12 protein-coding genes are annotated in these 11,430 nt (G+C 62.8%); 5 read left to right on the top strand and 7 right to left on the bottom strand.

Annotation, left to right across the window (positions count from 1 at the left end):
• Positions 1-12: 12 nt before the first annotated feature.
• On the top strand, positions 13-282 hold the full coding sequence (locus LG376_RS08535; protein ID WP_005325102.1) for an HPr family phosphocarrier protein: 270 nt from the start codon (positions 13-15) through the stop codon (positions 280-282).
• 68 nt (positions 283-350) lie between these two features.
• Here LG376_RS08535 and LG376_RS08530 read toward each other — a convergent pair whose 3' ends face one another.
• The 3 genes from LG376_RS08530 to hflX all read right to left on the bottom strand — a co-directional run bounded on the left by LG376_RS08530 (position 351) and on the right by hflX (position 4,277).
• Positions 351-1,340, bottom strand: a complete 990-nt coding sequence (locus LG376_RS08530; RefSeq protein ID WP_225746841.1) for an HNH endonuclease signature motif containing protein — start codon at positions 1,338-1,340, stop codon at positions 351-353.
• Positions 1,341-1,471: 131 nt separating this feature from the next.
• Entirely contained in the window at positions 1,472-2,752 is a 1,281-nt protein-coding gene (locus LG376_RS08525; RefSeq protein WP_225746840.1) for a uracil-xanthine permease family protein, read from the bottom strand.
• Between the two features lie 31 nt (positions 2,753-2,783).
• Positions 2,784-4,277, bottom strand: a complete 1,494-nt coding sequence (gene hflX / locus LG376_RS08520) for a GTPase HflX (protein WP_225746839.1) — start codon at positions 4,275-4,277, stop codon at positions 2,784-2,786.
• 75 nt (positions 4,278-4,352) lie between these two features.
• On the opposite strand from hflX, the gene LG376_RS08515 reads away from it, so the two are divergent.
• Both LG376_RS08515 and LG376_RS08510 read left to right on the top strand, forming a co-directional pair.
• Positions 4,353-5,150: a hypothetical protein gene (locus LG376_RS08515; protein ID WP_225746838.1), complete on the top strand. Its 798-nt coding sequence runs from the start codon at positions 4,353-4,355 to the stop codon at positions 5,148-5,150.
• Positions 5,151-5,186: 36 nt separating this feature from the next.
• Positions 5,187-5,798 carry a hypothetical protein gene (locus LG376_RS08510; RefSeq protein WP_274705874.1) on the top strand — a complete coding sequence of 204 codons (612 nt, stop codon included), beginning with the start codon at positions 5,187-5,189 and terminating at the stop codon, positions 5,796-5,798.
• 46 nt (positions 5,799-5,844) lie between these two features.
• On the opposite strand, the gene dapF is transcribed toward LG376_RS08510, so the two are convergent.
• From dapF to LG376_RS08495, 3 genes are read right to left on the bottom strand one after another with little or no spacing between them, the layout of a single operon-like run.
• Positions 5,845-6,705: a diaminopimelate epimerase gene (dapF, locus tag LG376_RS08505; protein WP_225746836.1), complete on the bottom strand. Its 861-nt coding sequence runs from the start codon at positions 6,703-6,705 to the stop codon at positions 5,845-5,847.
• Positions 6,706-6,710: 5 nt separating this feature from the next.
• The gene (miaA, locus tag LG376_RS08500; RefSeq protein ID WP_225746835.1) at positions 6,711-7,607 is read right to left on the bottom strand and encodes a tRNA (adenosine(37)-N6)-dimethylallyltransferase MiaA; all 897 of its coding nucleotides are present in this window, start codon (positions 7,605-7,607) and stop codon (positions 6,711-6,713) included.
• Complete coding sequence (locus LG376_RS08495; RefSeq protein ID WP_225746834.1) at positions 7,607-8,206, bottom strand: hypothetical protein; 600 nt, start codon at positions 8,204-8,206, stop codon at positions 7,607-7,609. The genes miaA and LG376_RS08495 overlap by 1 nt, the downstream gene beginning before the upstream one ends.
• Positions 8,207-8,342: 136 nt before the next feature.
• Here LG376_RS08495 and LG376_RS08490 point away from each other — a divergent pair, with 136 nt between their 5' ends.
• Both LG376_RS08490 and LG376_RS08485 read left to right on the top strand, forming a co-directional pair.
• Positions 8,343-9,647: a DUF349 domain-containing protein gene (locus tag LG376_RS08490; RefSeq protein ID WP_225746833.1), complete on the top strand. Its 1,305-nt coding sequence runs from the start codon at positions 8,343-8,345 to the stop codon at positions 9,645-9,647.
• A complete protein-coding gene (locus LG376_RS08485) occupies positions 9,647-10,777 on the top strand; it encodes a GNAT family N-acetyltransferase (RefSeq protein WP_225746832.1) in 1,131 nt (376 codons plus the stop codon). Before LG376_RS08490 ends, LG376_RS08485 begins: the two co-directional genes overlap by 1 nt.
• Positions 10,778-10,788: 11 nt before the next feature.
• Here the strand turns inward: LG376_RS08485 and LG376_RS08480 are convergent, their stop codons facing one another.
• Positions 10,789-11,418, bottom strand: coding sequence for a hypothetical protein (locus LG376_RS08480; RefSeq protein ID WP_225746831.1), 630 nt, complete (start codon positions 11,416-11,418; stop codon positions 10,789-10,791).
• Between the last annotated feature and the right edge of the window lie 12 nt (positions 11,419-11,430).

Genomic DNA, 11,430 nt, shown 5'->3' with positions numbered 1-11,430 from the left:
AGGATATTTTCCATGGCTTCCAAGACTGTAAAGGTTGGCTCCTCCGTAGGCCTACACGCACGTCCCGCATCCATTATCGCGGACGCTGCTGGCGAGTTCGATGAGGATATCTTCCTTAACCTGGTCGGTGACGATGATGAGGATGAGACCGACGCTGCCTCTTCCCTGATGATCATGGCTCTTGGTGCAGAACAGGGCGATGAGGTTACCGTCACCTCCGAAAACGAAGAAGCAGTGGAAAAGATTGCTGCTCTCATCGAGAAGGACCTAGACGCTTCCTAAGTCCTAAAACGGTTCGACTTTAGGCTCCCCGCCGCAAGGGTGGGGAGCTTTTCGCTTGCCGACGCCACCTATCCCCACGGTGGCACCCACGTCACCTGCCCACGCACCCGGGCTAGCCGGCCTCGTCGCGGCGGGGCGTTGGGGTCATCATCATTGACGCCGTTGTGATAGGGACAGCATGTCGCAAGGTTCGCAGCGTTGGTCTCGCCGCCATGCTTCCAGGCTTTGAGGTGGTGAATCTGGCACTTGTCGGCAGGATAGTTACAGCTCTCCCACGGGCATACCGGGTTGACCGCAGCCGCCATGAGCCGCTGCTTGTCGTTGGCTACGCGCGAGGTCCGGTAGAGGTTGACCGGGCCCTCATGGGGATGGACGAGCGTGACATAGCCGTGGTCGCTCAGTGTCCGCGCGACAAGCTCGGCTCCGGTGATTCGAGCGCCATTGGTGAGTTGGAGGGTGATTTCCTCGCCGCCTCCGTCTACTACGCGGTCGAGCTCGTCAAGAGTGAGAACCACCTGCGTCGTCACCGTTGTGCGCGACGCATCCGCCTTGCCAAAGAAGAGGTCTTTGGCAGATTCCAGCGGCTTATTGGCATCCAATGCAGCGTGCATATCCGCCACATCGGCCGAATCCCCGGTAATGGTCAGTGACCACGGGCCGCCGGAGCGGCGGGTAATTCGTACTCCCTTTTCGGGCGCGCGGCGCGGTCGCAGTTCGCGTACCAAAGCGCGGGCACGCTTTTCCAGGGCGGTGGCGCTGCCGCGAAAGGCACACAGTTCGGTGCGTAGGGTCCAGGCATCGCGCTGCGTCGGCAAGCGCAAGGCGTATTTTTCAATCAGCAGTAGCACATCGAGGGAATGCCGAGTCTGCCGCGCCGCTCGCTGTTTGGCAGCAAAGCCGCACCGGCCGAAGTAGGTATCGCATAAACGCAGCAGGTCGCGCGCGGCTATATCTGAGGCGCCTCGCGCGATCAGCTCACGATCGCTGAGCCCCTGAACGGCGGCGATAATGTCCATGCCGGCGCCCACAGCGTTTAAGTATGCGTCTAATGCGGTCATGCCGCTGAGTTAAACAGCACCCGCAGGCCCGTGCGAGCCGCATATCGGTCCGCTGTGGATAACCCGCGTTGGCCCGTCAACAAAACTGCCCGCCGCGGGCGCGCGACGGGCAGTTATTCACAGGTTGAAAATTAGTACTTGGCGCCGTGTCCCTCGCCGACGGAATCGTAGAGCTTTTTCATAATCGGATAGGCCACGATGATGCCAACCGAGCCCCACGCAATGCCCTCGAGGGAGACCCCGCCTACAGTGAGGGTCAGGTTGCCGATGCCCGCGATAAGCGCCACCGCGGCCGCAGTCAGGTTGACCGGGTTATTGAAATTAACCTTATTATCCATCCAGATGCGCACACCCAGCATGCCGATGAGTCCATACAGCACGATGCAAGCGCCGCCGAGAACGCCGGTAGGGATGGTAAAGATCAGCGCACCAAACTTCGGCACGAAGGCCAAAAGGATAGCGGTAAAGGCTGCTACCCAGTAGGCGGCGGTGGAATACACACGCGTTGCGGCCATCACGCCGATATTTTCGGCGTAGGTCGTGGTACCGGAGCCACCGAAGCCGCCGGCAAGGGTGGACGCGAGGCCATCGGCAATCAGGGCGTCACCGGCCAGGTCATCGAGATCGCGCTTTGTCATCTCGGAGACGGCCTTGACGTGGCCGACGTTTTCCGCGATGAGAACTACCAGCACGGGAAGCGCCACGGCAATGGCGGAGACGTTGAAAGAAGGCGCGTGGAATTCCGGCAGGCCCACCCACGGGGCGGCATCGATGGCCGCCACGGCGTCATCGCCGAGGTTGCCGGTCAACGCCGCGAAGACCCAGCCGACGACCACGCCGAGCAGGATGGACAGGCGCGAGACCATGCCGCGGCCGGCGACGGTGGCCAGCAGGATGACGAGTAGCGTCACGGCGGCCACGAGCGGCTGGGAGGCGAAGTTCTCGGTCGCATTCGGCGCCAGGTTGAGCCCGATGAGGGCCACGATCGCACCGGTCACGGCCGGCGGCATGACGGCGTCCAGGACGCGGCGGCCGGCGATTTTGACTGCCACACCCACCGCGGCCAAGACGAGGCCGGTGACCAAAATGGAGCCCGCTTGCGCGGCGATGCCGTACTGCTGCGACGCCGAAAGCGGTGCGATGAACGCGAACGAGGAGCCGAGGTAAGACGGCAACCGGTTGCGCGTGATAAGCAGAAACAAAATTGTGCCAAGGCCGGAAAAGAGCAGCGTCGTATTGACGGGGAATCCGGTCAAGGTGGGAACCAAAAGCGTAGCGCCGAACATGGCCACCACGTGCTGCATTCCGATGCCGATGGTTCGGCCCCAGCTGAGTCGTTCTTCCGGCGCTACGACCGCGCCCGGTGCAATCCTTTTACCGTCTCCGTGGACGGTCCAACCTTTTAAGCTCACGAGCCTTAATTATGGATCACCCGGGCTGGTTTTAGGAAACTTCCTCCACGATGAATTCGGCGAGTTCGCGGGCGGTGGGTGCGGGCAGGCGGACGTCGACAAGCGTGCCATCAGCCGTGTACTCCTCGTGGCGCACCGTACCCTCGGCGTGGACGCGGGCCACCACATCGCCGCGGGTAAAGGGAACCTGCAGCTTGACGTGGCTATCGCGGGCGTTGAGAAAGAGCTCTACGCGCGCGGTAAGCTCGTCGATTCCCTCGCCCGTGCGCGCGGATACGTAGACGACGTCCTCGTGGTCGAGTACGTGACGCAGCTCGGCGAGCACCAGCGGGTCGGCCTGGTCGATTTTATTGATCACGATGATCTCGGGCGGGGCCTGCTCGCCGGTTTCGGACACAATGTCATAGATGACCTGGTTGACCGCCTCAATCTGCTTGAGCGGGAATGGGTCAGAGCCATCGACCACGTGCAACATAATATCGGCGGCAAGTACCTCTTCCAGGGTGGATTTGAAGGCCTCGACCAGCTGCGTGGGCAGGTGGCGGACAAACCCGACGGTGTCGGTGAAGACGACTTGGCGGCCGTCGGCAAGCGTGGCACGGCGGGTGGTGGGATCCAAGGTGGCAAAAAGTGCGTCCTCCACCAGCACGCCGGCGCCGGTCATGGCGTTGATGAGCGAGGACTTTCCAGCATTGGTGTAACCGGCAATGGCTATCTGCGCGATGGTTGAGCGCTGGCGCTTGGAACGCTTGACCTCACGGGCGGTCTTCATAGCGCGCAGCTCCCTGCGCAACCGAGCCATCTCCGTGCGGATGCGACGGCGATCCGTCTCGATCTTGGTCTCACCGGGACCACGCAGGCCCACACCGCCGTTGGAGCCGGCGCGGCCGCCCGCCTGGCGCGAAAGGTTGCCGCCCCAACCACGGGTATGGGTATAGAGGTATTCCAGCTGCGCCAAGGAGACCTGTGCCTTGCCCTCTTTGGACTTGGCGTGCTGGGCAAAGATGTCAAGGATGAGCATCGTGCGGTCAATGACCTTGGTGTTAAGCGCGCGTTCGAGAGCGGTGAGCTGGCCGGGGTTGAGCTCGCCATCACATACCACGGTATCGGCGCCGGTGGCCTCGACGATATCGCGCAATTCCTTGACCTTGCCGGAACCAATGAAGGTGCCGGGATCAGGCTTATCGCGCTTTTGGTAGATCATCTCTACTACTTCGGCGCCGGCGGTCTCGGTCAGCGCCGCGAGCTCGTCCATGGTGGCTTCGACTTCGGCCACGGTGCCTTCGGTCCACACGCCAACCAAGATGACGCGCTCGAGGCGCAGCTTACGGTACTCCACCTCATAGCCATCGGTGGTGTCCTCGGCGCGAATGGTGGTCTCACGGGTAACGCGACGGAAGGCGTTGCGCTCTGCCAGGTCAAGGTCACCGGTGGTGGGCGTCGCCTCTGGTGCGGCCGGGGCGTCATTATCGCGGAATGCGCGGGCAAGGAGATCGTCGTTATTGTGCTGGGAAAATTCGGTCATACTACCTTTCATTTTGGCATGTTGCGGCCGAAAGCGGGAATTGCGGATTCTTAGCTGGCTGCGCAAGGCGATACAATGGCGGGCATGAACGTTAAGGACACTGGGGTGAAGCAGAATACCGAGATGCAGGCCATCGGCCTCAATTTCGAACGTTGGCAGGATGCCGTCGAGGCCGCTATCGCTAGCGATCGCTTGGCCGTTACCGGCGAGGTACGCGGTGGTCAGCTGATTCAGTTCACCGATCCATCGGGCGCGCAGCTCAATATCCTCGCGGTGGAACCTTTTGCTACTTTCATTGGCTTCAATGCCGTTACGCAGGGGTTCGCCCACGTGGAGATGGTCAACGATGTCCTCGCCCTGCTGGAGATTATCGATCCTTTCGGCACCACCATCGCCCAGGCCACCGCGAACTTGGCGCAGGGGCCTTTGCTTGCCGACGAACCCTTGCAGCAATGGCAGCAAATCTCCCTCACCGCCATGGGCCTTGATGTCCGCACCTACGAGTCTGCCGCTGCCTATGAGGCGGCCGAGGGCGAATTCCCGGCGCTCTTTGAGTCCGCAGGAGCGAAGGTTATCTCCTCCGGCTCTGGCGCGGAGGTTCCTACCCCAGCCGCTACCTTTGCGGCCCGCGTCATGGAATCCGAGTGGCGTACCAATGAGCTAACCGGCGAGAAATTCGCCCACCTCGTCATGGATGGCCTTTTCCCCTTTGATCTCTGCCTGCCTGCGGGGGGCGACGAGCTACCGGCCAAGGACTCTATCGTGGCCGGCACCGCCTTGCTGACGGCTTCTATTGAAATGCCCAGCGGTGGCTGCGGCGACGGCGCTGGCTGCGGTTGTGGCTCTGGTGGCTGCGGCTGCGGCGGCCACTAAGAACTGACGCAAAGGCCTGGTGGAATAGCTGTGTGGATGCCTTTTCCGGAAAATGCGAGAAACCGGCGGGTGCTGGTTCTCGCGCTGATCCTGGTCGGATCAGTGGCGGTTGTGGCAACCCTAAAACTTCCCGGGGTTTTCATCGCGGCACTACTTATCGCGGCGGCACTGCTTATGCTCCACGCACGGCCGGATGCCTCGGAGCAGGCGGCGCTGCGCAGCTCTATTCGGCTCTCTGCCGAAGATATTGAGGACGTCTTGGCGGAGTACGAAGACTTCCGGTCCTCCGAGGCGGCCGAGAAGATCGCGGACCGCACGCTCTACCGGCCGGCGCTTTTAGATCTGGATTGCTCCGACCCCACCATCGAAGCCTTCCACTATGAAATTTCGGGCGCCCGACGGTTCCTGCGCCGGTTGAACCTGCGCGTCAACGCGGAAGAGGTCAGCACCAACGAGCTGGAATCCTTGCTGAAGGTGACCGATGGACGGGCTCGCGAGCTCAAGGAAACATGGCTATCGGCCCGCCGCGCCGCTTTTGCGCTCGGGCCGAAGTATGAAAAGAACGAAGTAAAAAATCGCGCCCTGCGCCGCCAAGCCCTCGAAGAGCAAGCATTCGAGAAAGAGGAAGGCGAAGGGCGCAGCGCCTAAGCACTCACCCCGCACCGCGCACCGCGCGCGTCGGGCCCGACGCGGTCTAAAGGGAGGTCTCGCCGGTGGCGACGATGGCGGACGGGCCGGTCAGGCGCGAACCACCCTCGTAGACGTCCACCGTCACTTCCCCGCCGGGGACGTGTACGTGCACGGTGCCGTGAGGGGTGGTGGTGTGGTCAACGGCGGCGTCGGCAAGCGCGGCGGTCGCGGCCGCCACGGTACCGGTGCCGCAAGAGCGGGTCTCTCCTACCCCGCGCTCAAAGACGCGCATATGCACGTGGCCATCGCGCAGCGGGGTCACGACCTCAACATTCACACCGGCGGGGAAGAAAGAATCATCAATGATGGGCTGCTCGAAAGTCTTGGCTGCAAGGCCCTCGGCGTCCAGCCCTGGCACCACGGCCGCGAGGTGCGGGTTGCCCATGTCAACGCCTAGACCGGCGTAGCTCTCCCCGGCCATAGACGCGGTAGATACACCCGTTACTTCGGCCGGTCCCATCTCCACGGTGACCTCAGCCGCATGCTCATCGCACGAGTACACCGTCACGCGCTTGGCGCCGGCGCGGGTACCGATGGTGAACTCGTCTTCTTCCACCAGGCCGCGCGAGCGCAGCCAGTGGGCGAAAACGCGGGTGCCATTGCCGCACATTTCGGCCACGGAACCGTCGGCGTTGCGGTAATCCATGAACCAGTCATTGGACGCGATGCCCTCGGCCAGCGACTCGATTTCCCCGGCCGCGAGCAAGGCATCCGCGCGCACGACGCGCAGCACACCATCGCCGCCGATACCGGCGCGGCGATCGCACAGCGCCGCTACGCGCTCGGGGGCAAGCGGCGTGGCGGCCGCGTGGTCCTCGACGATGACAAAGTCGTTCTCAGTTCCATGACCCTTGGCAAATTTCATGCTCCCTACCCTAGCGCGCGCAGCGCCTGGGCGGTCGTATCGCCCGCGGCATCCAGCCACATGATCCGCTTATCGCGGTTGAACCAGGAACGTTGGCGGCGCACGTAGCGCCGTGTCCCGGTAATTGTGCGCTCGACGGCCTCATTCCACGTAAGTTCGCCACACTGGGCTTGGAATACCTGCGCATAGCCTATGGCGCGCCCGGCCGTGGAATCGGCCACCAAGCCTTGGGATTGGAGACGCTCGACTTCCTCGATGAGCCCGCGCTCAAACATCTGGCGCGTGCGTAGCTCGATGCGCGGATTAAGCCAATCTGCGGTAGTGCGCAGGCCGAGCAAACGGGTGCCCCACCGCGGCGGAGCGTCCTTCGGCGGTTGGCTAGCCTTATAAGGTTTACCGGTCAGTTCGATGACCTCCAAGGCGCGCACTGTGCGACGTGGGTCCTTATCTTCAATGATGGCGGCTGCGGCCGGATCCACCTGCGCTAGCTCCTCGTGCAGGGCATCGGTACCGATTTCTACGCGCCGGGCCTCATACTTGGCGCGGACGGCGGGGTCGGTGGGTGGGAACTGCCAGTCGTCGACAAGCGCTTGGGCATAAAGCATGGAGCCGCCGACGAGGATTGGCGTCTTGCCGCGGGCCATGATGCCTTCCACGTCCGCGATGGCATCGCGCTGGTAGCGGGCCACAGAAGCGGTCTCGGTCACGTCCCACACATCGAGCTGGTGGTGCGGGATTCCCTCGCGCTCGGCCGGGGTGAGCTTGGCGGTGCCAATGTCCATACCGCGGTAGAGCTGCATGGAATCGACGTTGACCACCTCGCCGTCTAGTTCATGCGCAAGTGCGAGCCCCAGTGAGGATTTGCCAGACGCGGTAGGTCCAAAGACTGCAATTGGGCGCATTAGACCTCCCACCCTGCAACGTAGCGGCCAACACCCAGGGTGGCGTCGGTGGCCAGCAACTGCGCCTTCTTTGGTTGTAGTCCTGCTAACTCCTCCCACAGCGCGGGCTCTACCACACCGCGCTGGGACAGCCACTCGCCTGCCTTGCTTGCCGACGCCCCCATTAGCACCTCCTCGCACCACTCGTGCGCTTCCTGGGCACCGGGAACGAGCGCCAAGGGGGCGCGCTCGGTCAGACCCGCGCTGCCATCTGCCACAACGATAGTGAGCGCCGCCGGATCCGGCTGGCCGATGTGCTCCCGGCTAGCGCGGGCATTAAGCTGTGGCACGCTGTGCAGCACGTACCGGGCCATGATCTCCGGAAGAAAGGTGCCGCCGCCTAGGTCCGTGGCCGCACCCCAGGCCCGTAAGCTACCGGTATGGGCGGTATACCAGCGCTTATCTTGGCTGCCGACGATATCTACTTCCGCTATTCCGGCGGCCGCAGCCTCCACTGCGAGCGTACGGGCAGCGGCAAGTAGTGCGCGGGAGGCGGCGTCATGAGCGGAAAGCTCCACGGCCAACGCCGGTGACGCTGGCATTACCATGAGATTGAACATTATTCCTCCATTCTATCTACCCAAGTGGAGGTAATTAAATAGAATCTGGGCACGCGCGGGATATTCGCGGTAATGTATCGAGTGATTTTATTCGGCAGCCGTGACGCGCGGCGATCTATGCATAGGAGGGCTTGTCATGTCTCCCATCCCTACCCCAGGTTCCATGCCCAAGAAGGGCCCTCGCCCCACCGCAAAGCCTGTTCCCGTGCAGGCACCAAGCAAGAATGACCCGGCCAAATGGGGCCGCGTCGACGCGGATGGTTCCGTCTTCGTTTCCGCTCCGGAGGGCGAACGCAAGATTGGCGAATGGCAGGCCGGCACTCCCGAGGAGGGTCTACAGCACTATGGCGCGCGTTACGACGATCTCTCCACCGAAATTGAATTGCTCGAGGCCCGCCTGCGCGCCAACCCCAGTGAGGCCGCTGGCATCAAGAAGACCGCAGCGCAATTGCGCGAAACCCTGCCTACCGCTGCGGTCATCGGTGATATCGCAGCACTTGACCGCCGCCTTGTTGCCGTCATTGAGCACTCGGTAGAAGCCGGTGAGCAGGCGCAGGCCGATAAGGAACGCCGCCGCGAGGAAGCTATTGCTGCCAAGGAGAAGCTGGCGGCGGAAGCAGAAGAGATTGCCGAAAACTCCACCGAATGGAAGGCCGCCGGTGACCGCATCCGCGCCATCTTAGAAGAGTGGAAGCAGATTAAGGGCATTGATCGCAAGACCGATGATGCCCTGTGGAAGCGCTACTCCCGCGCCCGCGACTCCTTCAACCGCCGTCGCGGCTCCCACTTTGCCGAGCTGGACCGCGCCCGTGCGGTTGCCCGCAAGAAGAAGGAAAAACTGGTCGAGCGCGCCGAGGCTATCCAGGATTCCACCGAGTGGGGACCCACCGCCCGCGCCTACCGCGATTTGATGACTGAGTGGAAGGCTGCCGGCCGCGCCCCGCGCGACGTGGACGATAAGCTCTGGGCCCGCTTCCGCGCCGCCCAGGACAAGTTCTTCAATGCCCGCAATGCCGTCAATGACGAGCGCGACCGCGAGTTTGCAGAAAATGCCAAGGCCAAGGACGCCTTGATCGCGGAATACGACGAGCAGATCGACCCGTCCAAGGGCATCGAGGGTGCGAAGGCCAAGCTGCGCGAGCTGCAGGAAAAGTGGGAAGAAATTGGCTTCGTTCCCCGCAAGCAGGTGCGCGAGTACGAGTCCAAGATTGAGGCGCTGGAGCAGCGCGTCACCGAGGCAGAAAAGTCCGAGTGGCGCCGCACCGACCCAGAGGCGCAAGCACGCGTGGCACAGTTCCAGGCCAAGGTCGATGAGTTTAACTCCCAAGCCGAGGCAGCTGAGGCCAAGGGCAATGCGAAAAAGGCCGCTGATCTGCGTGCGCAGGCTGAACAGTGGCAGGCTTTTGCCGACGCCGCCGCTAACGCCGTCAATGACAAGTAGTGCACCTCGTCCACATTGCGCGGCCACCGCGGCCGGCGCACTCGCCTACCGCTCACGCCCGGCCCAGCGAACCTGCGGACTGTATTCGCAGCTTCGTCTTTTGGGCCAACTTGGCGGCCCAAGAAGCCAGCGGCGATGCCGCGGCATCGACGTCGCCGGGCCGTGTGGTCCAGCGTCTGCAGGGTTCTAGCGAATCACAGACCTATCTCTTTGCCGTAGTGGACGGCGACTCCACCCTTGGTGAGGTTTCTGATCTTGGCCTGCCGCTCATCCCCTCGGTGGAGCCGAGCCCGGAGCTGGATTACCTTGGGTTCATCCACATTAGCCTGCCGCTTTTGGAGGAGCGCGAGGCCGCTGAAATTGAATGCGTGCTGTGCGACCTGCCTCTGCCCGGCGAGCAGCTCGATGAGGAAGGGCGCAAGGTTGCCGAGTGGATGGGTACGAAGGCGCTGGAGCTGGCCCGGCAGCTCGGCCGCACCGTAGCGCACGTGGGATTATTGAACCCGCCGGGCGCGGATCCAGACTACGACGCTATGGGCAGCATCTACCGCGAGTTGGGATTTACGCAAAGGCATGCGGAGCACCAGCTGGTGATGGACATCCCCGAAAGCCCGGTCGCAGCACTGCTCCCAGCGGGAATCACGGCCCGAGTCTGGCCGGATTACGACATCCCTGAGGACTACCTCGACGAGGTCATGCGGCTGCTTAGCCTAGCGTCCAAGGACGCGGAGACCGGGAATCTGACGGTGGAGCCCATCGTGTGGACGCGTGCTCGATTGCGCGAAGCGCACAGCCGGCTGCGCTCTCGTCGCGGGCACACGCTTCTTATCGCGCTCACCGCCGAGGACGGGAGCATTCTCGCACTGACCGAGATGGCTCGGCACGAGGACGCGAATCCTGAAGTTTGCGAGTGGACTCTGACTGTGACCGATCGCCCGCACCGGCGCCGCGGACTTGCGCAGCTAGCCAAGCTCACTGCGCTGCATGAGGTGGCAGGCTATTGGCCACGGGTACGGCGCTGCTATTGTTCCGTTGCCGCCAAGGACGCGGCCATGAATGCCATCTATCGCAGCCTGGGCGCCCGGGAACTTTCCCGCTCTTCTGCGTGGGAGTTGCGGCTGCGGGACTAGTGGCGGTAGGCCTACCGCTCGCCGCGTTGGGCGCGGTGGCGTTCGGCAGCTTGCCTGCGGCGATTGTCCACAAGGGGTTCCTGGATCGGTGCCGCGTCAATTTTGGATTGGAATTCGCCCACCTCATCGAGCTGTCCGGCGGTGGCGCGCACGCGGGCTTCGGCAGCCTTCTGCTCTGGGCTGCGGCGCAGCGCCACCATGCTATAGGCCAGAAATGCTAGGAAGGTAGCCAGCATTCCTACCCACATTCCCAACGACGCCCCGTCGGAAGTAGAGCCACGGAACCAGAAGCCCCATAGGTTAGCGAAGAAGGACACCGTCACCAACATCCACGCGATGAGTCCCGGCGTAGCGCGGCGGGTAAACAGCGTCACCGGAGTAAGAACGCCCAACCCAATGAGCGCGAGCCACGCGGAGACGGTTTCCATGATGGAAATCCTGACGCCACTTGACGTGGTGCCGAAGGTCAATGCCTCCCAACCATGGGCCGGACCGGCGTAGGGCAAAATCAGGTAGAGGATATAGACCACCACTGCAATACTCAGCGTCACCTTGTGACCGCCGAGGTCCATTGTTTGTGCTGCTCTACGCTCAGCGTTAGCTGCATTATGGGCTGCGGTGGTCGAATGTTCCTCAGTCATGGCTCCCTAGCC

This window comes from Corynebacterium sp. Marseille-P4611 (assembly GCF_916618765.1).
In the GTDB taxonomy this organism is placed as follows: Bacteria; Actinomycetota; Actinomycetes; order Mycobacteriales; family Mycobacteriaceae; genus Corynebacterium; species Corynebacterium marquesiae.
The sequence above is the reverse complement of the archived record's forward strand: the minus strand, read 5'-3'. Positions and strand labels throughout refer to the sequence as shown.

Coding starts and splice junctions, on each gene's coding strand:
- LG376_RS08535 (WP_005325102.1), top strand. CDS start 13: ATGGCTTCCAAGACTGTAAAGGTTGGCTCCTCCGTAGGCCTACACGCA.
- LG376_RS08530 (WP_225746841.1), bottom strand. CDS start 1,340: ATGACCGCATTAGACGCATACTTAAACGCTGTGGGCGCCGGCATGGAC.
- hflX (WP_225746839.1), bottom strand. CDS start 4,277: ATGACCGAATTTTCCCAGCACAATAACGACGATCTCCTTGCCCGCGCA.
- LG376_RS08515 (WP_225746838.1), top strand. CDS start 4,353: ATGGCGGGCATGAACGTTAAGGACACTGGGGTGAAGCAGAATACCGAG.
- LG376_RS08510 (WP_274705874.1), top strand. CDS start 5,187: ATGCCTTTTCCGGAAAATGCGAGAAACCGGCGGGTGCTGGTTCTCGCG.
- dapF (WP_225746836.1), bottom strand. CDS start 6,705: ATGAAATTTGCCAAGGGTCATGGAACTGAGAACGACTTTGTCATCGTC.
- miaA (WP_225746835.1), bottom strand. CDS start 7,607: ATGCGCCCAATTGCAGTCTTTGGACCTACCGCGTCTGGCAAATCCTCA.
- LG376_RS08495 (WP_225746834.1), bottom strand. CDS start 8,206: ATGTTCAATCTCATGGTAATGCCAGCGTCACCGGCGTTGGCCGTGGAG.
- LG376_RS08490 (WP_225746833.1), top strand. CDS start 8,343: ATGTCTCCCATCCCTACCCCAGGTTCCATGCCCAAGAAGGGCCCTCGC.
- LG376_RS08480 (WP_225746831.1), bottom strand. CDS start 11,418: ATGACTGAGGAACATTCGACCACCGCAGCCCATAATGCAGCTAACGCT.